This window comes from Pararobbsia silviterrae (assembly GCF_003628125.1).
Taxonomy (GTDB): Bacteria; Pseudomonadota; Gammaproteobacteria; order Burkholderiales; family Burkholderiaceae; genus Pararobbsia; species Pararobbsia silviterrae.
In genome coordinates, this window is record NZ_RBZU01000007.1 from 173,575 (window position 1) to 195,605 (window position 22,031).

General features: G+C 65.6%; 15 protein-coding genes. 11 read left to right on the top strand and 4 right to left on the bottom strand.

Annotation, left to right across the window (positions count from 1 at the left end; all coding sequences use genetic code 11):
- The first annotated feature begins 160 nt into the window (after positions 1-160).
- The 4 genes from D7S86_RS16770 to D7S86_RS16785 all read left to right on the top strand — a co-directional run bounded on the left by D7S86_RS16770 (position 161) and on the right by D7S86_RS16785 (position 5,180).
- Positions 161-1,141, top strand: coding sequence for a carbohydrate ABC transporter permease (locus D7S86_RS16770; RefSeq protein ID WP_205962834.1), 981 nt, complete (start codon positions 161-163; stop codon positions 1,139-1,141).
- Positions 1,142-1,149: 8 nt separating this feature from the next.
- Complete coding sequence (locus tag D7S86_RS16775; RefSeq protein ID WP_121088000.1) at positions 1,150-1,962, top strand: carbohydrate ABC transporter permease; 813 nt, start codon at positions 1,150-1,152, stop codon at positions 1,960-1,962.
- Between the two features lie 174 nt (positions 1,963-2,136).
- Positions 2,137-4,500: an alpha-xylosidase gene (gene yicI, locus D7S86_RS16780; protein ID WP_121088001.1), complete on the top strand. Its 2,364-nt coding sequence runs from the start codon at positions 2,137-2,139 to the stop codon at positions 4,498-4,500.
- Between the two features lie 212 nt (positions 4,501-4,712).
- Positions 4,713-5,180: a GNAT family N-acetyltransferase gene (locus tag D7S86_RS16785; RefSeq protein ID WP_158602001.1), complete on the top strand. Its 468-nt coding sequence runs from the start codon at positions 4,713-4,715 to the stop codon at positions 5,178-5,180.
- 30 nt (positions 5,181-5,210) lie between these two features.
- Here the strand turns inward: D7S86_RS16785 and D7S86_RS16790 are convergent, their stop codons facing one another.
- Together D7S86_RS16790 and aceE are read right to left on the bottom strand one after the other, a co-directional pair.
- On the bottom strand, positions 5,211-5,834 hold the full coding sequence (locus tag D7S86_RS16790) for an FMN-dependent NADH-azoreductase (RefSeq protein ID WP_121088003.1): 624 nt from the start codon (positions 5,832-5,834) through the stop codon (positions 5,211-5,213).
- Between the two features lie 99 nt (positions 5,835-5,933).
- Positions 5,934-8,618, bottom strand: a complete 2,685-nt coding sequence (aceE, locus tag D7S86_RS16795; RefSeq protein WP_121088004.1) for a pyruvate dehydrogenase (acetyl-transferring), homodimeric type — start codon at positions 8,616-8,618, stop codon at positions 5,934-5,936.
- Between the two features lie 257 nt (positions 8,619-8,875).
- On the opposite strand from aceE, the gene D7S86_RS16800 reads away from it, so the two are divergent.
- Both D7S86_RS16800 and D7S86_RS16805 read left to right on the top strand, forming a co-directional pair.
- A complete protein-coding gene (locus tag D7S86_RS16800; RefSeq protein WP_121088005.1) occupies positions 8,876-9,328 on the top strand; it encodes a MarR family winged helix-turn-helix transcriptional regulator in 453 nt (150 codons plus the stop codon).
- 267 nt (positions 9,329-9,595) lie between these two features.
- Positions 9,596-11,317: a tannase/feruloyl esterase family alpha/beta hydrolase gene (locus D7S86_RS16805; RefSeq protein ID WP_121088126.1), complete on the top strand. Its 1,722-nt coding sequence runs from the start codon at positions 9,596-9,598 to the stop codon at positions 11,315-11,317.
- A gap of 107 nt (positions 11,318-11,424) precedes the next feature.
- On the opposite strand, the gene D7S86_RS16810 is transcribed toward D7S86_RS16805, so the two are convergent.
- Complete coding sequence (locus tag D7S86_RS16810) at positions 11,425-12,369, bottom strand: pyridoxal-phosphate dependent enzyme (protein ID WP_121088006.1); 945 nt, start codon at positions 12,367-12,369, stop codon at positions 11,425-11,427.
- Positions 12,370-12,751: 382 nt separating this feature from the next.
- Between D7S86_RS16810 and glgC the strand changes: the two genes are divergently transcribed.
- Together glgC and glgA are read left to right on the top strand one after the other, a co-directional pair.
- The gene (gene glgC / locus D7S86_RS16815; protein WP_121088127.1) at positions 12,752-14,050 is read left to right on the top strand and encodes a glucose-1-phosphate adenylyltransferase; all 1,299 of its coding nucleotides are present in this window, start codon (positions 12,752-12,754) and stop codon (positions 14,048-14,050) included.
- Entirely contained in the window at positions 14,047-15,516 is a 1,470-nt protein-coding gene (glgA, locus tag D7S86_RS16820) for a glycogen synthase GlgA (RefSeq protein ID WP_121088007.1), read from the top strand. The genes glgC and glgA overlap by 4 nt, the downstream gene beginning before the upstream one ends.
- An 86-nt stretch (positions 15,517-15,602) precedes the next feature.
- Here the strand turns inward: glgA and D7S86_RS16825 are convergent, their stop codons facing one another.
- Positions 15,603-16,532 (bottom strand): LysR family transcriptional regulator, encoded by a 930-nt coding sequence (locus tag D7S86_RS16825; protein WP_121088008.1) that lies wholly within the window; start codon positions 16,530-16,532, stop codon positions 15,603-15,605.
- Between the two features lie 177 nt (positions 16,533-16,709).
- Here D7S86_RS16825 and D7S86_RS16830 point away from each other — a divergent pair, with 177 nt between their 5' ends.
- The 3 genes from D7S86_RS16830 (at position 16,710) to D7S86_RS16840 (ending at position 22,018) form a co-directional block, all read left to right on the top strand.
- On the top strand, positions 16,710-17,459 hold the full coding sequence (locus tag D7S86_RS16830; protein ID WP_121088128.1) for an SDR family NAD(P)-dependent oxidoreductase: 750 nt from the start codon (positions 16,710-16,712) through the stop codon (positions 17,457-17,459).
- Between the two features lie 465 nt (positions 17,460-17,924).
- Positions 17,925-18,536 (top strand): hypothetical protein, encoded by a 612-nt coding sequence (locus D7S86_RS16835; RefSeq protein ID WP_121088009.1) that lies wholly within the window; start codon positions 17,925-17,927, stop codon positions 18,534-18,536.
- 269 nt (positions 18,537-18,805) lie between these two features.
- Positions 18,806-22,018 carry a bifunctional diguanylate cyclase/phosphodiesterase gene (locus D7S86_RS16840; RefSeq protein WP_121088010.1) on the top strand — a complete coding sequence of 1,071 codons (3,213 nt, stop codon included), beginning with the start codon at positions 18,806-18,808 and terminating at the stop codon, positions 22,016-22,018.
- Positions 22,019-22,031 lie beyond the last annotated feature (13 nt).

Below are 22,031 nucleotides of genomic sequence, written 5' to 3' on the forward strand. Positions count from 1 at the left end.
CCGCCGCGGCGTATCGCGCCGGGCCGTTGTTGAAGTCCCGGCCACGCTCGACGTCCTCGATGTTCCTGATGACGTCGGCGCGTGGCCGATCGCAGGTGCGGCGCGACGCGCGATGTCCCTCGTATGCATCGACGCGCGCAGCCGCTGAAGGAGGGTGTGTATGAGTTCGAGCCCACGCAGTACCGCGCAGACGGCGCAAGATATGCCGTCCGCCACGACCTATTCCCGCGCAAGCACTATGAAGACATGGTTCAGACAGGCCCAGGGCCGCAATGGCTTTGAAGTCACGATGGCTTCGCTGGCGCTGCTCTATTTGCTGCTCTTCGCCGGCATTCCGCTCATCTACAACGTCGTGCTGTCGTTTCAGCAAGTCGATCTCATGAGCCCCGCGTTCTTCGTGCGGCCCTTCGTCGGCCTCGCGAATTATCTCGACGTCATCTCGCGTCCCGAGACGCGTATCGTCGTGATCAACACGATCCTGTTCGTCGGGCTCTCGCTCGTGTTCCAGATCGTCATCGGTTTCCTCCTGGCACTGCTTTTCATGCAGAGCTTTCCGGCCGCATCGTTTATGCGCGGCCTTTTTCTTGCAGGCTGGATCATGCCGGGCCTCGTCGTCGGCGCGATCTGGAAGCTCGTGTTCGCGGGCGACTACGGCGTGCTCAATCACGCGCTGACGTCGATCGGCCTCATCCACGGCAAGATCTTCTGGCTGTCCGATCCGCACTATGCGTTGTTCGCCGTCATCCTCGCGAACGTCTGGCTCGGCGTGCCGTTCAACATGCTGCTGCTCTCCGTCGGCCTGATCGGCATCCCCGCCGATATCTACGAAGCCGCGAAGATCGACGGCGCGGGTCCGATTCGCCGCTTCTTCTCGATGACGCTGCCGATGATGCGCTCGACGCTCGGCGCCGTCGTCTCGCTCGGCGCGATCCTGACGATGCAACAGTTCGACCTGATCGCCGCGCTCACGCAGGGCGGCCCCGCAAACGCGTCGCAAGTCGCGCAGTACTGGTCGTGGCAGCTTTCGTTCCAGACCTTTGAAGTCTCGCAGGGCAGCGCGGTCGCGACCGTCATGCTCGTGCTCGTGCTGTTCGTCGCCGTGATCTACGTGCGCTCGATCCGTCACGAACAGGTCGCGTGAGGTCCGCCATGAAAAAAACCATCCTGCTTGTCGTCGCGCTCGCCGTGACCGCGCTGTATCTGTTCCCGCTGTACTGGATGTACATCACCGCGTTCAAGAGCGCGGCCGAGATGTTCCGCTATCCGCCGACGTTGTGGCCGCTCGATCCGCAGTCGCATTTCGTCGCGACCTTCGTCGATCGGCAAATGGCGAACTATCTCTGGAACTCGTTCGCGATCGCCTGCGGCACGACAGCCGCGACGATCGTGCTCGGCACCGGCGCGGCCTACGCGCTCGCGCAGTCCCAGAACCGCGTGACGAGCGTGGCGATCTTCGCGGTGCTCGTGCTGCAGGCCTTGCCGTCGTCGCTGATGGTCACGCCGCTGTTCACCGCGTTCAAGTCGCTCGGCCTGCTGTCGTCGCCGCGTGTCGCGGTCGTGCTCGCGCAGATTTCGAAGACGCTGCCGTTCTTCATCGTGCTGTGCCGTTCGAGCTTCGTGCAGGTCCCGCGCGATCTGCGCGACGCCGCAATGGTCGACGGCGCGAGCCCCGCCGGCGCGTTCTTCCGCGTCGTGCTGCCGCTCGCGATGAACGGCATCCTCGTGAGCGGGATCCTCGTGTTCCTGCAGTCGTTCGGTGAATACGTCTATGCGCGTTCGCTGATCCTCGACGATTCGTATCAGACCGCGACGGTCGGACTCTCGGCGTTCGTCGGCGCGACGAATACCGATTGGATCGGGATCATGACGTACTCCGCGATCTACGTGACGCCGATTCTCGGCATTTTCATGCTGCTGCAGCGGCGCATCGTCGGCGGTCTGACCGCGGGCGCAATCAAATAAGGAATCGTACGCGGCCCCGTCACAGATCGACGACTTCGACACCGATATCCCTGTTCCGGCGCGTGCATGCGCATGCGCCTCACCGCTTCGGCGAACCCTTGAAACACTCGGGCACGGCCTGCGTCGCCGCGCTGTGCCTCGGGCATCCGATTGTCCATCCGAACGAGACAAACCATGAAAATCAGCGACGGTAACTGGCTGATCCACGAAGGCTTGCAGGTGATGTACCCCGTCTACGTGCACGACGTGCAAGTACGCGGCAAAGAACTGCTGATCTATGCGGCGCCGCGCGACGTGAGTTCGCGTGCGTATCAGCTCGACACCGCCCTCTTCACCTTGCGCGTGCATTCGCCCGTCGAAGGCGTGATCGGCGTGCGTATCGAACGCCACCAAGGCGGCCGCGCGCAGGGTCCGAATTTCGCGCTCGCGCAAGACGATGCGCTCGATGTGCGCACGTCGCTGACCGACGATGCGGCAACGCTCACGAGCGGCGCGCTGACGTTCCGGATCGCGCGGCACGGCGACTGGGCGATCGACTTCGTCCGCGAAACCGAATCGGGCGCGCGCGAACGTCTGACGGGCAGCGGATTTCGCGCGGCCGGCCACGTGACGGAAGCCGGCGGACGCACCCACGTCTTCGAACGCCTCGACCTCGGTGTCGGCGAAGCCGTCTACGGTCTCGGCGAACGCTTCGCCGCGTTCGTCAAGAACGGCCAGTCGATCGACATGTGGAACCGCGACGGCGGCACGGGCACCGATCAGGCCTACAAGAACATCCCGTTCTATCTGACGAACCGCGGCTATGGCGTGTTCGTCAATCATCCCGAGCGCGTCGAGTTCGAAGTCGCGACCGAGAAAGTCGCGAAGGTGCAATTCAGCGTGCCCGGCGAAGGACTCGAATACTTCGTCATCGACGGCCCCACGCCCAAGCGCGTGCTCGATCGCTATACGCAGCTCACGGGCCGTCCCGCGCTGCCGCCGGCCTGGTCGTTCGGGCTCTGGCTGACCACCTCGTTCACGACGAACTATGACGAGACGACGGTCAACAGCTTTATCGACGGCATGCGCGAGCGCGATCTGCCGCTGCATGTGTTCCACTTCGATTGCTTCTGGATGCGCGCGTTTCACTGGTGCGACTTCGAGTGGAACCCCGAGACCTTCCCCGATCCCGAAGGCATGCTGCGCCGTCTGAAGGACAAGGGCCTGCGGATCTGCGTCTGGATCAACCCGTATATCGCGCAACCGTCGCCGCTGTTCGCCGAAGGCCAGAAAAAAGGCTATCTGCTCAAGCGCGCCGACGGCAGCGTCTGGCAATGGGACAAATGGCAGCCGGGTCAGGCGATCGTCGACTTCACGAATCCCGACGCGGCCGAGTGGTATGCGAACCATCTGCGCCGTCTCGTCGCGATGGGCGTCGACGCGTTCAAGACCGACTTCGGCGAGCGGATTCCGACGGACGTCGTCTATCACGACGGCTCGGATCCGCATCGCATGCACAACTACTACGCCTTCCTTTACAACAAGATCGTGCACGAGGTGCTCGCCGAAGCGCGCGGCAGCGACGACGCGGTGCTGTTCGCGCGCTCGGCCGCCGCGGGCAGCCAGCAATTCCCCGTGCATTGGGGCGGCGATTGCAACTCGACCTACGAATCGATGGCGGAAAGCCTGCGCGGCGGTCTGTCGCTCGGTTTGTCGGGCTTCGGTTTCTGGAGTCACGATATCGGCGGCTTCGAAAACACCGCGCCCGCCGACGTCTACAAGCGCTGGTGCGCGTTCGGTCTGCTGTCGAGCCACAGCCGCCTGCACGGCAGCAAGTCGTATCGCGTTCCATGGTTGTTCGACGACGAAGCGGTCGACGTGCTCCGGCACTTCACGCAGTGGAAGTCGCGGCTCATGCCTTACCTCTATGAACAATCGGCGGTCGCGGCCGACGAAGGCACGCCGCTCATGCGCGCGATGCTGCTCGAATATCCGCACGATCGCGCGTGCGACTATCTCGATCGCCAGTACATGCTCGGCGCATCGGTGCTCGTCGCGCCGGTGTTCAGCGAGGCCGGCGACGTCGACTTCTATCTGCCCGCCGGACGCTGGACGCATCTGTTCACGGGCGAGGAAGTCGCGGGCGGAACGTGGCGGCGTGAACGACACGGCTTTATGAGCGTGCCGATCTACGTGCGCCCCGATACGCTGCTCGCGATCGGCGCGAATGCCTCGAAGCCCGACTATGACTATGCGGACGGACTCGAATGGCGTCTGTACGCACTGTCCGACGGCAGCCGCGCGCAAGCGTCGGTGCGCGGCGCCGATGCGGCGTCGGGCGAAGTGCACGCGAGCGTGAGCCGTCAGGGCGACATGCTGACCGCCGAGTTCTCGGGCAACGCGCTCGGCTGCACGTTGACGCTCGTCAATCTGACGCAAGCCGTCAAGGTCGTCGACGTTGCGGGCGCCGACGCTGCGGCGGTCAAGGTCGTCATTGCGGACCATGCGACGCATGTCACGGTCCCGGCGAAGACGACGCGACTCGTGCTCTCGCACTGAAGTCGTCCGCGTGCCCGAGGTCATCGGGCACGCGTATCGCGTCCGGCCGCATGGCCGTCTGATCGGGCATGCGCGCCGGCATCGATGACGCGCCGCTCGATGGCGGGTATGACGCGGACATCGCCGTCATCGTCTCGTCCGCGCGCGCGAGTATCATCTCGGAACCGGCGGCCGCCTTCGCGGCGCGCCGGACCTACCCGAAGAGGATACGTATGCAGATCACCCTGCTGTGCGATGTCCCGCGATTCCTCCCTGCGGTCGCCAAGGCGCTCCACGAAACGTTCTGGCTCACAGACCCCGAAGCGTCGATCGAACGCGCGATTGACCGCCTCTCGCAACGCCTGAACGCCCACGCGCTCCCCTTCACGCTCGTCGCGCACGATCGCGACACCTTGCTCGGCACGGGCAGCGTGCTCGTCAACGAAGTCCCTGAAGATACGGTTCAGTCCGCGTGGCTATCGGCGGTCTGGGTCGACGAAGCGCATCGCGGCCGCGGGGTCGGCGCGGCGATCGTCGACGCGTGCTGCGCGCATGCGCGACGTCTCGGCGAGCCCGCCCTGCTGCTGATGACGGCCGACGAACGCGAGTTCTATGAACGCCGGGGCTGGACCGTGATCGACGCGATCGCGGAACCGACGGTCGTCATGCGCCGAAACCTGCGCACCGAGTCGGCGGTCTAGGCGCGGCGACGCTCCCGCGCGGCCGCACGATTAAAAGTCGGCCGCGAGATCGCGGGCCAGCGCCTTGCCGTGGGCGATCGAGGCATGCGCTTGGGCATCCCACGTATGTTCGATCGTGAGCCGTTTGACGTCGTCCACGCCGATGAACTTCAGCCAGAAGTCGATGTAGTCCGCCTGATGATCGAAGCCCGGACTCGCGATACCCGTGCGCGTATCGCGATGCTGTCCGCGCACGTGTATGACGAGCGCACGCGGAATCCGCAACGCGGGACCGTATGTCTGTCCATCGAACGTGAACAGCATATTGCGTTGACTGACGAGATCGATCAGTTGCTTGAGCTTGTACGGATAGTCGAAATTCCACATCGGCACGCCCACGACGATCCGGTCCGCCCGCTGAAATCGCTTCGCAAGCGACTGGATGCGCATCCAGATCGACAGCTCGGCATCGTTCAGCGGCTGTTTCGAGACCCCCTTGTACTTCGCGCCGATACCCTGAGCATCGAAATCGGGGAGGTTCTCTTCCCAGACATTCAGCGTATCGATCTCGACCGAAGGGCAATGCTCGCGATAGGCATCGAGAAACGCGTTGGCCATGCCGATCGAGACCGAGTCGGCGCCGCGCGGAGACGACACAATATTCAAGAGACGCATCAAAGAGAATCCGAATGAAAACGCGTGAGCGTGTGAGCGTTTAAACGCGCGAAAGCGGGCCATCGATCGTTCAGGTTCGTGCGGACCGCGCACCGAAGGTCAGACCGAGGCCGGGTCGATCTTCTCGGTATCGATACCGTAGCGCGCAATCGCCTCGCTGACGCGTCGATGCGGGATCACCCCATCGTCGGCGAGCGCCTTGAGCGCCGCGACGACGATGAAATGCCGGTCGACCTCGAAGAACGCGCGAAGCGATTCGCGTGTGTCGGAGCGGCCGAATCCGTCGGTGCCCAACGCCACAAAGCGGCGATCGTCGATGAAGGGGCGAATCTGGTCGCCGACGATCTTCATGTAATCCGTCGCGACGACGACCGGACCCGGACGCCCTTGCAAACACTGCCGGACGTATGGAATACACGGCGTATCTTCGGGATGCAGCAGGTTCCATCGCTCGGCAGCCAAGCCGTCGCGGCGGAGTTCGGTCAGACTCGTCGCGCTCCAGACATCGCTGGATACCGCGAAGTCCTGCATCAGTAATTCACTCGCCGCGATCACTTCGCGCAAAATGGCGCCGCTGCCGAAGAGTTGTACGTGCGCATGCGAGGAATCTTCCGGCGCGCGATCCGGCACCGCGCTCGGCAATCGATACAGCCCCTTGAGAATGCCGGCCTCGGCATCGGCCGGCAAACCCGGCTGGGGATAGTTCTCGTTGAGCAGCGTGATGTAGTAGTAGACGTCCTCGTGCTCCGCGTACATCCGGCGCAAGCCATCGTGAACGATGACGGCCAGTTCATACGAGAACGTCGGGTCGTATGACACGCAATTCGGAATCACCGAGGACAGCACATGGCTATGACCGTCGTCGTGCTGGAGGCCCTCGCCCATCAAGGTCGTACGCCCCGACGTCGCGCCGAGCAGAAAGCCGCGCGTGCGTGCATCGCCCGCGGCCCAGGCCAGATCGCCGATGCGCTGCAGACCGAACATCGAATAGAAAATGTAGAACGGAATCATCGGCAACCCATGATTCGCGTACGCGGTGCCGGCGGCGATCCACGACGCGAACGCGCCCGATTCATTGATCCCTTCCTGCAGAATCTGGCCGTCGGCCGCTTCCCGGTAGTAGCTCAGTTGGCCCGCATCCTGCGGCGTATACAGTTGCCCGACGGCCGAATGAATGCCGATCTGTCGAAATAGTCCCTCCATGCCGAACGTGCGCGATTCGTCGGGCACGATCGGCACGATGCGCTTGCCGAGGTTCGGATCCTTGAGCAGCGTGCCGAGGATGCGCACGAACGTCATGGTCGTCGAGACGCCGCGATCGCCGCTGTCCTTGAGTTGCGCGGCGAACGTCGAGAGCGGCGGAATCGGCAAGGACGGCACGTCGGCGACGCGCGCCGGGATATGTCCGCCGAGCCGCGCACGGCACTGTGCGAAGTACCGTGCCGCTTCGCTGTCGGGATCGGGCTTCAGATACGGCATCTCGTCGAGTTGCGCATCGCTGATCGGCAAATGGAATCGATCGCGAAAAGCCCGCACGGCGTCGGCGCTCATCTTTTTCAATTGATGATTGACGTTCTGGCCTTCGCCGGCCTCGCCCATGCCGAAGCCCTTGACCGTCTTCGCGAGAATGACGGTCGGGCGTCCCTGAGTCCGCATCGCCTGCGCGTAGGCCGCATAGACCTTTTCCGGATCGTGACCGCCGCGCGCGAGTCGCCAGATGTCGTCGTCCGAAAGATCGGCGACCAATTCGAGCAGTTCGGGCGACGTGCCGAAGAAACGTTCGCGCACATAAGCGCCGTTCTGCGACTTGAAGGTCTGATAGTCGCCGTCGAGGCACTCCATCATGCGTTGACGCAACAGCCCCGTGTGATCGCGCTGCAGCAGCGCATCCCATCCGCCGCCCCAGATGACCTTGATGACGTTCCATCCCGCCGCGCGAAACGTGCCTTCGAGTTCCTGAATCACCTTGCCGTTGCCGCGTACCGGGCCATCGAGCCGCTGCAAGTTGCAGTTGACCACGAAGATCAGATTGTCGAGCCGTTCGCGGCCGCCGAGCGAAATGGCCGCGAGCGATTCGGGCTGGTCCATTTCGCCGTCGCCGAGAAATGCCCAGACCTTGCGTCCCTGATGCGCAGTCAGACCGCGGTATTCGAGGTAGCGCATGAAGCGCGCCTGATAGGCCGCGGTCAACGGTCCGAGTCCCATCGATACCGTCGGAAATTGCCAGAATGCCGGCATCAAACGCGGATGCGGATACGACGACAACCCGTCGCGCCCCGCCTCGCGACGGAAGTTGTCGAGTTGCGCTTCGGTCAAGCGGCCTTCGAGATAGGCGCGACCGTAAATGCCCGGCGCCGAATGCCCCTGGATATAGACGAGGTCCCCCGCGAAGCGCTCGGTGCGGCCGCGAAAGAAATGGTCGAAGCCCACGTCGTACAGCACGGCCGCGGACGCATAGGTCGCGATGTGGCCGCCGACGTTCGAATGCTTGCCCGCGCGCAGGACCATGACCATCGCGTTCCAGCGGATATAGGCGTTCAAGCGGCGCTCGATGCTCAGGTCGCCCGGGTAGACCGGCTGACGTTCGCGTCCGATGGTGTTGACATAGGCACTCGTCACGCGGGCATGCAGATCGCCGTGGAGGTCCGCGTCGCGATCGACGAGTTGATCGATCAGGTAGTGCGCGCGCGGACGCCCTTCGACCGCCACGACGCCTTCCAGCGCCTCCAGCCACTCTTGTGTTTCTTGCGGATCGACGTCGATGTGCGGATGGCGGGAATTCATGGGCAGGTCTCCGGAATAAGGGGCGAGTGAACGCCATTGCGCGGGCCGCGGCTATGCAATGCGCCGAATACACGGAGCAAACGAGCGCGACCCATGAGCGCGACAAAAAACGCGGCGAATACACGCCGCCAATAACCGCGAATGCGGACCACGTCCATCTATCGCGCCCATACGATTGCAATTGCAATCGTATGGGCGGCCATTGTATCGCCGTCGAGTAGAATTGCAACTGCAATTACTTTACGGAGTGTCTCGCCATGCCCCAAGACCAGCCCGATCTATGGTTCTCGTTTGTCCGCACGCATCGGCTCATGATCCGCGAGGTCGAACGGCGGCTCGCCGAAGCCGGCCTGCCCGCCTACGCGTGGTACGACTTGCTGTGGGGACTCGAAAGCGGTCCCGGCGGCACGCGGCGCATGCATGAGCTCGCCGACGTGCTCGTCATCGAGCGCTACAACCTCACGCGACTCGTCGATCGATTGGAGCAGGAAGGCTTCGTGACGCGCGCGCGCTCGGCCGAGGACGGACGCGCCGCGTTCGCGTCGATCACGAGCAAGGGCCGCGCGTTGCGTAAAAAAATGTGGAAGGTCTATGAGTCGGCCGTGGCTGAATTGTTCGTCGCGCAATTCGATGCGGACGAACAGCGTACCTTCGCGCACGCACTCGATCGAGCCGGCGCGGCCGCGCGTCAGGTGACATCGGACGCATGAGGCATCGGCAGACCGCTCGCAACGCATAGGCGTCGTCCGCAGCCTCCAAGACGCGCGCGAACGATGCATCGCCGTCGGCCGACGCTTTCCACGCGGTCACGGCGACGCGCGCGCACCGAGTCCGCATCGAGTCCGCCCCCAGTTCGCGCCGAGTCCGAAAGAGACATCAACTTGTCCGTTTCGGCGCTGTTTCTCGACCGTCTCCGCTCGTATCATCGCCAGAAAACGCGCGCGCCCTCGCGCGCAAAAAACAATCTGGAGACATTCATGCCGTCGAAGCTGCGCCTCCCTTCGCTCGTCGTTGCCGCGCTGTTGCTACCCGGCTGTGCCGCGCTTCATCCGGATACGACCGCACGAAGCGGCGACGGCGCATCGAACGCCAACAACGCCAACGGCCTCGCCTGCGCGCAGCTCGTGGGCCTGCAGATCCCGTCGAGCGCGATCGGGCTGCCGACATCGGGCGCCGTCGTGACGACCGCTGCTCACGTCGACCCAAGCGGAGAAGGCAGCAAGGCGGTCCCCGCGCATTGCGCGGTGACCGCCTCGATCGCGCCGCACGATCCGGCGGCGCCCGCCGTCAAGCTCAAGATCGCGCTGCCCGACGCATGGAACGCGAAGGCGGTCATGTACGGCGGCGGCGGGCTCGACGGCACGATGCCGAACGTCGTCGGCAACGTGCCCGCGGGTCCCGCGGACCGCCCTTATCCGATCGCGCGCGGCTATGCCGTCTTCGGCAGCGACTCCGGACACCAAGCGGGTCCGCTGGGATCGCAAGACGGCGCGTTCGCGAGCAACGACGAAGCGCTGATGAACTGGAATGCGGGCGATGCGCTCAAGAAGACGCGCGACGTCGCGGTCTATGTGATCCGCACGCGCTACGGCCAGGCCCCGGCTCGCGCGTATTTCATCGGCGGATCGACGGGCGGCCGCGAAGCGCTGACGGCCATTCAACGCTGGCCGGGCGATTGGGACGGCGCGATCGCGTGGTATCCGGCGTGGGCCGGCATGGTCAGCATCCTCGGCGGCCAACGCATGAGCCGCGCGCTCGCCGCGCCCGGCGCCTATCTGACGCCCGCCAAGCGCAAGACGCTGTTCGACGCCGCCATGCAGGCATGCGACGCGCTCGACGGCGTGCGCGACGGCCTGATCAGCAACCAGGCCGAATGCAACCGGCTCTTCGATCCGGCGAGCGCGACCGTCGACGGGCATCCGCTGCGCTGCCCCGACGGCCACGACACGGGCGATCGGTGTCTGTCCGACGCACAGATCCAGGCGGTCAAGACGATCAACGCGCCGATGCGGCTGACCTATCTCGCCAGCGGGTTGACCGAGCATCCGGGCTTCAACATCTGGGGCGCCGACACCGGTATCGGCGAAGGCGACGACGTGCTGCACAAGACCGTCCTCTGGCTGGCCCTCGGCCATGCGGCGCCGACCATGCCGATGCCGAAAAACGCGCCTTACGTGAGCGTGCTCGCCGATCAATGGTTCAAATACGCGGTGACGCGCGACCCGAACGCCGACACGCTCGCGATCGACCCCGAACGCCCGGGCCCATGGGCCGACAGGATCAGCGATCTCAGCCGCACGCTCGATGCGAAGACCGATCTGTCCGCGTTCAAGGCACGCGGCGGCAAGCTGCTGCTCGCGCACGGTCTCAGCGACGTGCTCGTCAGCACGCGATCGACGGAGGACTACTACGGCCGACTCGTGAGCCAGATGGGACCCGAGGCCGTGCGTTCATTCGCGCGGTTCTATGAGGTGCCCGGCTACAACCACGCGGCGAGCGCCGTGTTCAACGCGTCGTGGGACTCGCTGACGGCGCTCGAACACTGGGTCGAAAACGGCGCCGCGCCGGCCGATCAGATCGTCACGGACACCGCCGGCGTGCCCGGCCGGACGCGCCCGCTCTGCGAATACCCGACGTGGCCGCGCTACAACGGCAGCGGCTCCGTCGATGCAGCGGCGTCGTTCACGTGTGTGCGCTGAGGGGACCTCAGACGAGGCCTTACGCGACACCTCGGGCGGCCCGCCGGATACCTAGGCCGGCCCGCTCAGTCTTTCATGCGGCGACCCGAGGGTCTTCACACGGGACCTCAGGCGGCCCAGCGAATGCCCGCGCCGATCTGTTCGGCCTTCCACGCGGCGATCTGCGTGGCCGAAATGCTGACGCCGCCGCATACGACCACGACGACGTCGCGCGCGCCGTCGAGACATACGTGATGCTGATAGGCGACGGCGAGCGAGACGCCGCACGCGGGCTCGACGAGCTGGCGCGCTTCGTCCGCGTAGCGGATCGTGCCCGCGATCGCCTCGGCGTCGCTGAGCACGAGCGAGCGATAGGGGAACGCCTCGATCGCCGTGACGGGCCACGCGGCGACCTGAAGCGCGCCGAGCGATTTCGCGATCGACGTGATCCGTCCGATATCGACCGGATGCCCGGCCGCGAGCGCCGCGTGAAACGAAGCCGCGCCTTCGGTTTCGACGGCGATCACACGGCAGTCTGAGCGCCGGTAGCGTTCGAGTCCGAGCATGACGCCTGAAATCAGGCCGCCGCCGCCGACCGACGCCACGACCGCGTCGACGGTCGGCAGTTCGTCGACGATTTCGTCGATCAGCGTGCTGTGCCCTTCCCAGATGATCGGATGATCGAAGGCCGGAATGTACTGCGCGTTCATCTCGCCGGCGCGTTCGAGCGCGAGCGCGTTCGACTGGTCCCATGCGTCGCCGAAGACGAGCACGTCCGCGCCGAGCGCGCGGATGCGCGCGCGCGTCGCCTCGGGCGTGGTCGTCGGCACGATGACTTCGACGCCCATGCCGAGCTCACGACCCGCATACGCCGCGGCCACGCCCGCATTGCCGCCCGACGGCGCGATCAGCCGCCGCTTGCCTTCGAGATGCGCGTGCTGGCACAACGCGCCGATGCCCCTGAGCTTGTACGACCCGCACGGCTGGAGATTCTCGAGCTTGAGCCAGATGCGTTGCTCGGGACTCGACAGTTCGCGATGAAGAACGAGCGGCGTACGGCTATGTAACTTCATGAGGACGTCCGGATCGGAAGATGAGGGCGCGAACGCGCAGGGCCGCGTGCGCGCGTCAAAGTGTAACAAGGCCCGTGTGACGATGTCGCGGCGCCCTCCCCGACGCACTCGCATCTAAGGGTTCTGCCTGAGGGCCAAGACGCAGGGATTCTCCGGATCTGCGTCGACTTTTCGCCTACATTGTTTTTTACGCACATCGTTCACGTGTGCGCGCGACGCGAGGGTCATGCGTCGTGCCACGCCTGCTGCATCGCCGCATACGCGCCGGCCCGGCTCGACGGGAACGCGACGTGCGATGCCACGCTGTTCGCGCTTGACGCCGCATTGCACGATCGAAAGCATCACCTCGAAGGACACAACCACGGCACAACGGGAGGTCGGCATGGAGACGCCGGTGAATCTGAACGATCTGCAAAAATCGACACTCGCCATCGTGCTCGCCGGCGGTCGCGGCACACGGCTCGGCGCGCTGACCAACAAGCGCGTCAAACCGGCCGTGCACTTCGGCGGCAAGTACCGGATCATCGACTTCGCGTTGTCGAACTGCCTGAACTCGGGCGTGCGCCGGATCGCCGTCGTCACGCAATACAAGGCGCATTCGCTGTTGCGCCACCTTCAACGCGGCTGGGGCTTCCTGCGCGGCGAGTTCAACGAGTTCATCGACATGTGGCCCGCCCAGCAGCGCATCGACGAGAGCTGGTATCGCGGCACGGCCGACGCGGTCTATCAGAACATCGACATCATCCGCTCGATCCGCCCGCGCTTCGTGATCGTGCTCGCGGGCGACCACGTCTACAAGATGGACTACACGAAGATGCTCGCCGATCACGTGCAAAGCGGCGCCGATTGCACGGTCGGATGCATCGAGGTCCCGCGCATGGACGCCGTAGCCTTCGGCGTCATGCATGTCGACGAGACGCGCCGCGTCACGGGTTTCGTCGAAAAGCCCAAGGATCCGCCCGCGATGCCTGGCCGCCCCGACGTCGCGCTCGCGAGCATGGGCATCTACGTGTTCAGCGCCGATTATCTGTACCAGCTGCTCGAGGACAACATCGAGAAATCGGGCACCGAACACGACTTCGGCAAAGACATCGTGCCGCACGTCGTCTCGACGGGCGTCGCGATCGCGCACCCGTTCAGCATGTCGTGCGTGACCTCGGACAACGAAGCGCCCGCCTACTGGCGCGACGTGGGCACCATCGACGCGTACTGGGCCGCGAATCTCGACCTCGCCTCGACGATTCCCGCGCTCGATCTCTACGACGGCCGCTGGCCGATCTGGACGCATCAGGAACAGTTGCCGCCGGCCAAGTTCGTGCGCGATCTCAACGGCCTGCAGGGCACGGGCACGAACCTGCTCGCGTGCGGCGGATGCGTCGTGTCCGGCTCGCAGATCTCGCGCTCGGTGCTGTCGTCGGCGGTCCGCGTGCATTCGTTCTGTAACATCAATGAGGCAGTATTGCTTCCGCAGGTCACTGTCGAAAGGAGCTGCCGCTTGCGTAAAGTCGTCATCGACCGGGGATGCACGATCCCCGAAGGCACCGTCATCGGAGAAGACCCCGAACTCGACGCGTCGCGTTTCTTCCGGACCTCGAGCGGCGTCGTGCTCGTCACGCGCGACGCCGTCGATGCGATGGTCGCGGGCCGGCGCTTTCACGGCAACGAGGAGGACGACGCGTGACGATCCGCGTGCTTCACGTCGCGGCCGAACTCTATCCTCTGCTCAAGACCGGCGGGCTCGCCGACGTCGTCGGCGCGCTGCCGCCCGTGCTCGCGCCGCTCGGGGCCGACGCACGCGTGATCATGCCGGGCTTTCCGGCCGTGCTCGCGGGACTCGAGGATCTCCGGCCGGTCGCCCATACGGGTCCCCGCTTCGGCCTGCAAGACATCGCGCTCGAATTCGGGCGTCTGCGCACGAACGGCACGGGTCTTTACGTGATTCGCGCCGATGCGTTCTACGGTCGTCCGGGCAGTCCGTATCTCGATGCGGCCCATCATCCGTATGCCGACAACAACCGCCGCTTCGCGCTGCTCGGCTGGGCCGCGTCGCTGATCGCGCAGGGCGCCGATCCGGACTGGACGCCCGCGCTCGTCCATGCGCACGACTGGCACGCGGGCCTGGCCGCGCCGTATATCCGGGCCGCCGAGGCCGCGCAGCGCCGCCGGATCGCCGCGACGGTCATGACCGTGCACAACCTCGCCTATCAAGGGCTGTTCCCCGCGTCGACGTTCGGCGAACTCGGCCTGCCCGCGCCGTACTACCAGATGCAGGGCATGGAATTCTGGGGTCAGGTCTCTTACCTGAAGGCGGGGCTGTTCTACTCGGACAAGATCACGACCGTGAGTCCGACCTACGCGAACGAGATTCAAACGCTCGCGCAAGGCGCGGGACTCGACGGACTCCTGCGCGAACGCGCGCACGACGTGCTCGGCATCCTCAACGGCGTTGACTACGCGGTCTGGCATCCGTCGACCGATCCGTCGATCGCGGCGCCGTACTGGGCCGAGGACATGGACGGCAAAGCCGCCTGCAAGCGTGCCTTGCAACAGCGCTTCGGCATCGCCGCGAAGCCCGACGCGCCGATCTTCGGCGTCGTAAGCCGTCTGACCGAGCAGAAAGGCCTCGACCTGCTGCTCGCCGCGTTGTCCGAGATTGTCGAACGCGGCGGCCAGCTCGTCGTGCTCGGCACCGGGGAACCGCGGCTCGAAGCGGGCCTCAAGCAGGCCGCGCTCGCGCATCCCGAGTCGGTCGCGATCGAGCTCGGCTTCGACGAGGCGCTCGCGCACGTGATCGTCGCGGGCAGCGACGTCGTCTGCGTGCCGTCGCGTTTCGAACCGTGCGGTCTCACGCAGCTCTATGGCCTCGCGTACGGCGCATTGCCGCTCGTACACGGCGTCGGCGGTCTTGCCGACACGGTCGTCGACGCTTCGCTCGAAAACCTCGCGGACGGCATCGCAACCGGCTTCGTGTTCGAGAAGTTCGACCTCGCGTCGCTCACGCGCGCGGTCAAGCGGGTCTTCGCCTTGCACGCGCGTCCCGACGAGTGGAACGCGACGCGCCGGCACGGCATGAAGTCGAACTTCGGCTGGGAAGCGTCGGCGCTCCGGTACGTCGATCTGTACCAACGGCTCGTGCCGGACGCGTGACGGGTCGTGTACGGGTTGCGTGCGGGTTGCGTGACAGTCCATGATCGACCGCCGGTTCGCGCCCCATCGCGCGGACGGACCCCGTCTCAATCCGCGTGCATCTGCGCGATCGCGGCGCCGACGCATTCGGCGAATGCACGGACCTTCGCCGAATCGCGCCGCTCCTGCGGACTCACGAGATGGATCGGAAACGACGCGGTCTGCCAGTCGGGGAGCAGTTGGACAACCTCGCCGTTGCGGAGTTCTTCGTCGAACAGCCAGGTCGGCGAATAGCCGATGCCGATACCCGACAAGACCGACGCGCGGATGACTTCGCTGCTGTTCGTCTGCAGGTTGCCGTCGACGCGTACCGCGCGCTGCGTGCCGACGGGCTCCTTGGCGCCCACGCCCGCCGTGAATGTCCAGACATTGCGCGACGCGATCTCCGTGTAGACGATGCAGTTGTGCTGCGCGAGATCCTCGGGTGTCTTGAGCCGCCGCGTCGCGGCCGGCTGCGACGGCAGATAGCGCCGATGCGCGAGCAGCATCCGGTGCGTCGTGCCGACGCGGCGCGCGATGAGCCCGCTGTCGGACAACTCGCCGATCCGTACCGCCACGTCGATCCCCTGCTCGACGAGATCGACGAAGCCGTCATGCAGGCGCAAATCGAGCTTGACCGCCGGATGGTCGCGCAAGAACGTCTGCACGATCGGCATGAGCTTGAGCCGCCCGAACGCGACGGACGCCGCCACGCGGAGCCAGCCCGTCAGTTGCTGCTCGCCTTTGCGCAGCACGCCCTCGGCCTCGTCGATCTCGGCCACGAGCCGCCGCACCTGTTCGAAATACCGCGCCCCCTCCTCGGTCAACGCGAGTGAACGCGTCGTACGCGTGAGCAGCTTCGCCTGAAGTTCGCGTTCGAGCCCCGCCACCTGCTTGCTGATCGCGCTCTGCGTCGTGTTGGTCTCGTGCGCGACCGCCGAAAAGCTCCCCGCTTCGACGACCCGCACAAAGGTCTTCATGGCCTGGAGTTTGTCCATATCCGCCGCTTTTATTCCTTGATGGAATGGATGATAGGCCGACGCCCTATCTAGTTCAACCGATTGGAATCATTCAAAGTTCACTCAACGCAACGCCAGACGCGTTTCCCTCAACGAGATGCCTTTCCGAAGATCCAGGAGATTCAGATGAACACGATTCGCACGAACGAGACGCCCATCGCCCAGCCCGTCGTTCTGATCACCGGCGCATTGACCGGCATCGGTCGCGCCACCGCCCTCGCGTTCGCCGACGAAGGCCACCGCATCGTCGTCAGCGGTCGTCATGACGACAAGGGGCAGGCGCTTGCCGCCGAATTGCGCGCACGCGGCGTCGAGGCCGAATTCGTTCGTGCCGACGTACGCCACGAGGACGACGTGCGCCGCCTCGTCGAACAGACGCTTGCGCGCTTCGGCCGGCTCGACGTCGCAGTCAACAACGCGGGCACCGAAGGCGAACTCGGTCCGATCACCGATCAGGCCGCGGCGAACTACGAAGCGACGTTCTCGGTCAACGTGCTCGGCACGCTGCTGTCGATCAAACATGAAATGCGTGCGATGCAGGCGCAAGGCGCGGGGTCGATCATCAATCTATCGTCGATCGCGGGTCAGGTCGGCATCGCGGGCGCATCGGTCTACGCCGCGAGCAAGCATGCGGTCGAAGGCCTGACGAAGAGCGCCGCGCTCGAAGGCGCGCCGCTCGGCGTGCGGGTCAACGCGGTGTCGCCGGGTCCTGTCGATACGTCGATGCTCGACCGTTTCACGGGCGGCAGCGATGACGTGCGCAACGGTTTTCTGGCGACGGTGCCCGCCAAGCGCGCGGCCGCGCCCGAGGAGATCGCGCAGACGATCGTGTTTCTCGCGAGCGACAAGGCGCACTACCTGACGGGTCAACGCATCGCGGTCGACGGGGCCTATACGGCTCAGTAAGCAGTCGGGTCGGCGCCCTGGTAGGCGGCCCCGTCGACGGCGACGCGGTGAGCGGTGAGCGGCCGGATGAGCGGCCGCTCAATCGCCACCGGCCGGCGGCTCGATGGCGGCGCGAGACGCGGTCCGGCGAGCTGTCGAGCGCGCGCGCCGTGAGGCCGGCATGCCTTGCGATCATGCGCGCGCGGTCAGCCTCGGCCGGGCCACCCTCGGGGCAGATCGCTTCACACGCTAAGCGAACACGGCATGTCATGGCGTTTTGACACGCCGCCGCGCGCGAGACGGCGTATTTTCGTGAAGCGATCGCATGACGGCGCGGGCGCTCGGCGCACGCCCCCATCACGCCTTCGTTGCACCGTGCCTGTTTCGCTCGATCTACGCCCCGCGTCCGGTGCGCACGATCTCCGGCGATCCCGCACGATCTGTATCGACGACCGACACGCCGTCCACGCCCCGCGGAGCGCCCTCATGAACCCGACTGATCGCCGCAGCCCCCGAGTCCATACCTTCGTCGCGGTCGCGAGCGTCGCCCTGGCCTGCGCCGTCTCCGCGCCGGCCCACGCCGACGATGCGCCGCCGCCCGATACGGCCCACGCGGTCCAGAGCGGCGTGGTGGCGCATGTCGTCACGAAAATCGTCGGAATCGACGCCGATTCGAACAGCGTGCTGATCCGGGGACCGCGCGGCAACGAGATCGCCGTCGACGTCGATCCGAACGTCGGAAACGTGGCCGATCTGAAGATCGGCGACACCGTCACGATCGACTATCAGAACGCGTTGCTCGTCCATGCGGACAAGGTCGCCTCGAACGGCATCCGGCAAAAGATCGAAACGGATGCGACGACCCCCGTCTCTGGCGGCGAGTCGACGTCGGTCCGCTCGGTCGAAGTCGTCGCGACAGTCGAGAAGATCGACCGCAAGCAACGGCTCGTGACCTTGCGCGGCCCCGAGCGCACGGTCGTCGTGCAAGCCCTGCCCGACGTGCCGCTCGATGCGTTCAAGGTCGGCGACAGCATTCGCGCGAATTTCAAGTCGGCGACGGCCGTCAAGATCACGCGCGACGGCGCCGCAATCCAGTAACGCACGTCGTTCGGTCGGAATCCGAACCGATCGCGACCCGCGATCGGCCCAAACGCGCGCGAAGCGCGACGAGGCCGCACGCGCGCACACGCACGCCCATCAGGGTGAATGCCGATTCAAGAATCGCCCTCGCGAGCCGTTAAGCATGGGACTTGAACGTTCGGTCAATTTCCGGGCTCCGAGAACGGCCTGCCGTCCGGTCCGTCGAACAACGTTTCACTGCGATATCCCATGCACCTTGCGTATTCGGCCGGAGGCGGCGCCGCGCGATGAAATACAGCGACGTCCGCTACGCGGGCAGGGCCGGCACGCTCCTGCGCCGCGGACTCGAAGCGTACGTGCTGTTTCCCGTGTTCGCGCTGTTGCTGCTCGTCTCGGCGTGGACCTCGGTCATGCACCTCGTCGGCGTCGAGGGCGACGCCGCCCAGGCCGCGGCCGCCGCATCGAGCCGCGAACTTGCCGACACCTACGAAGCGCAGCTCGTGCGCAGCCTGACGGCCATCGACCAAACGCTGAAGACCGTCAAATATGCCTACGACATGTCGGGCTGCGACGCGATCCGCCAGTTGCACGACAACGGCCTGTTGCCGTCGCGCATGGTCTTCGACGTGGCGATCGTCGGCGCCGACGGCGCGCTGCTCGCCTCGACCGATCCGCATGCGCACGGCAATATCGCCGAACGCCCCTACTTCGCCGTCCAGAAACACCGCGCGACGGACGGGGCCATGCCCTATGTCAGCGAGGCGACCGGCGATCCCCTCGGCGGCTCGACCGCGATCACGTTCAGCCGCCGGCTCGAGGACAGCGGCGGGCGCTTCGCGGGCATTGTGCTCGTCTCGGTCAGTCCGGCCTATTTCACGAGCGGCTATGACTCGTCGCGCATGGGCCAGCACGGCCTGCTCGCCGTCATCGGCACCGACGACATCGTGCGCGCGCAGCAGATCGGCTCGCGCACGATCTGGGGCCAACACGTGCCCGTCGATATCGAATCGATTGCGCATGCCATCTCGACCGATACCGCGACCGTGCATCCGTGGGACGAAGGCGTCACGCGGTACACGAACGTACGCGAACTCCACGGCTTCCCGCTCGTGGCCATCGTCGGCCTCTCGCAGGACGAACAGCTCGTCGATTTCCATGCGCACAAACGCACCTACATCTGGGAAACAGCGCTCGGCAGCGTGATGCTGATCGTCCTGACGCTCGTGTTGAGCCGCACGAGCTGGCAACTCGCCTTGATCCGCCAGCGCGCGCGCCAGGCGCAGCAAACGTACTACGCGGCGTCCGAAGGCAGCATCGACGCGTTTTTCGTGCTGGACTGCGTACGCGGGCCCGACGGCGAGATCGCGCGCTTCGTCGTGCGCAACACGAACCGGCGCGGCGTCGAAGTCTCGGGGCTGCCGAAGGCGAAACTGCTCGGCATGTCGCTCGACGACGCGTTCCCCGATTCGAACCACGACGGAATGTTCGACGAATTCGTGCGCGTCGCGGATACCGGCCAGGTGCTCGAACGCGAATGGATCCACCGGCGCCCCGACGGCACGCGGCTCTGGCTCTATCGCCAGGTCGTGCGCGTCGAGGACGGCGTGGTCGCGATCATGCGCGACATCAGCGCGCGCAAAGGCGCCGAACTCCGGCGCCAGGAACAGAATCGCGTGCTCGAAATGATCGCGGCGGCCACGCCGCTCGCCGAAGTCCTCGACTATCTGATGCGCGTGCTCGAGACGCAGATCAGCGGCGTCGTCTGCGCGACGCTCATGCGCAGCGAGGACGGCAAATCGCTGCGAGTCATCGCCGCGCCGAGCCTGCCCGACCCTTACTGGCAAGCCGTGCTCGGCACGCCGATCGGCGCCGACGCGGGGCCGAGCGGCCGCGCGATCCACACCCACGCGCCCGTCATCATCGGCAATTCGGCGAACAACGAAACCGTGCGTCGCGAGATGATCCGCGTGCATGTCGGCGACTGCCAGGGTTGCTGGGCGATGCCGATCATCGCGCCGTCGGGCGATGCGCTCGCGTCGCTGACGCTCTACGTGCAGGACGCGCGCACGCCGACGCCGATCGAGGCCGACGCCCTCGCGATGGCCACGCGCATCGCGGGCATCGCGATCGAGCGCCGTCTGGCCGAAGACCGCATCCGGCACATGGCGAGCCATGACGCGCTCACGGGGCTGCCGAATCGCACCCAGCTCGGCATGCGGCTCAATCGCGCGCTGCGCCAGCGCGACGAGACGCAACGCCGCGTGAGCATCGTCTTTATCGATCTCGACAACTTCAAGCTCATCAACGACAGTCTCGGCCATCATTCGGGCGACGACCTGCTCAAGGTCGTCGCGGCGCGCATGACGAACTGCTTCAACGATCCCGATACCGTCGTGCGGCTCGGCGGCGACGAGTTCGTCGTCGTACTGTTCGGCGATTCGGGGCGGCCGGACGCGGTCACGGCCTCGATCGAGCGCGTGCGCGACGCAATCCTCCAACCCGTCGAACTCGCGGGACAGACCTACCAGATCACGTGCAGCATGGGGATCGCGAGCTATCCCGACGGCGGCACGGACGCGGAGACGCTGCTCAAGAACGCCGATATCGCGATGTATCGCGCCAAAGCGCTCGGACGCAACAACTACCAGCACTACACGGCCGAGATGAGCGCGCGCACGCACGACCGGCTCCAGATGCAGGAACAATTGCGCCAGGCGCTCGCGAATCACGAATTCCGGCTCGTCTATCAGCCGCAGGTCGATCTCGCGACCGAGACGATCAACGGCGTCGAAGCGCTCGTGCGATGGGAGCATCCGATGATGGGCCTCGTGTCGCCCGCGCAATTCATTCCCTTGGCCGAAGAGACGGGGCTGATCGTGCCGATCGGCGACTGGGTGCTTCACGAGGCGTGCAAGCAGAACAAGGCATGGCAGCGCGCGGGCATGCCCCCGCTGACGGTGTCCGTCAACGTGTCGGCGCATCAGTTCCTGCACGAAGAATGGGTCGCGCGCGTCGCGCACGCGCTCGAAGAGAGCGGGCTCGACCCGCGTTATCTCGAACTCGAACTCACGGAAAGCCTGATCATGCGCGACCTCGACGCCGCGGTCGCGACGATGAAGGAACTTCAGCGCATGGGCGTACGGCTGTCGATCGACGACTTCGGCACGGGCTATTCAAGCCTCAGCGCGCTCAAGCATTTCCCGATCGTGCGGCTCAAGATCGACCAGTCGTTCGTGCGCGGGCTGCCGCACGACGAAGACGACAGCGCGATCGTCACGGGGATCATCTCGCTCGCGCGCCGGCTCAATCTCGACGTGATCGCCGAAGGCGTCGAAACCGTCGATCAGCTCGACTTCCTGCTCGACAACGATTGCCACGAAATCCAGGGCTATCTGTTCAGCCGGCCGCTGCCGGCCGATCAGCTCAATGCGCTGCTGCGCGAACGTTCGACCTGGTCGCGCAACGTCGTCGCGACCGACCGGCACCGGACGACCGCCTGAGTCCGCCGACGCC

Excerpts from the sequence above, each read along its gene's own strand:
- D7S86_RS16790 (WP_121088003.1), bottom strand. The coding sequence starts at position 5,834 with ATGCGTCTCTTGAATATTGTGTCGTCTCCGCGCGGCGCCGACTCGGTC.
- D7S86_RS16805 (WP_121088126.1), top strand. The coding sequence starts at position 9,596 with ATGCCGTCGAAGCTGCGCCTCCCTTCGCTCGTCGTTGCCGCGCTGTTG.
- D7S86_RS16800 (WP_121088005.1), top strand. The coding sequence starts at position 8,876 with ATGCCCCAAGACCAGCCCGATCTATGGTTCTCGTTTGTCCGCACGCAT.
- D7S86_RS16840 (WP_121088010.1), top strand. The coding sequence starts at position 18,806 with ATGAAATACAGCGACGTCCGCTACGCGGGCAGGGCCGGCACGCTCCTG.
- D7S86_RS16775 (WP_121088000.1), top strand. The coding sequence starts at position 1,150 with ATGAAAAAAACCATCCTGCTTGTCGTCGCGCTCGCCGTGACCGCGCTG.
- glgC (WP_121088127.1), top strand. The coding sequence starts at position 12,752 with ATGGAGACGCCGGTGAATCTGAACGATCTGCAAAAATCGACACTCGCC.
- D7S86_RS16835 (WP_121088009.1), top strand. The coding sequence starts at position 17,925 with ATGAACCCGACTGATCGCCGCAGCCCCCGAGTCCATACCTTCGTCGCG.
- D7S86_RS16770 (WP_205962834.1), top strand. The coding sequence starts at position 161 with ATGAGTTCGAGCCCACGCAGTACCGCGCAGACGGCGCAAGATATGCCG.
- D7S86_RS16810 (WP_121088006.1), bottom strand. The coding sequence starts at position 12,369 with ATGAAGTTACATAGCCGTACGCCGCTCGTTCTTCATCGCGAACTGTCG.
- aceE (WP_121088004.1), bottom strand. The coding sequence starts at position 8,618 with ATGAATTCCCGCCATCCGCACATCGACGTCGATCCGCAAGAAACACAA.
- D7S86_RS16825 (WP_121088008.1), bottom strand. The coding sequence starts at position 16,532 with ATGGACAAACTCCAGGCCATGAAGACCTTTGTGCGGGTCGTCGAAGCG.
- D7S86_RS16785 (WP_158602001.1), top strand. The coding sequence starts at position 4,713 with ATGCAGATCACCCTGCTGTGCGATGTCCCGCGATTCCTCCCTGCGGTC.
- yicI (WP_121088001.1), top strand. The coding sequence starts at position 2,137 with ATGAAAATCAGCGACGGTAACTGGCTGATCCACGAAGGCTTGCAGGTG.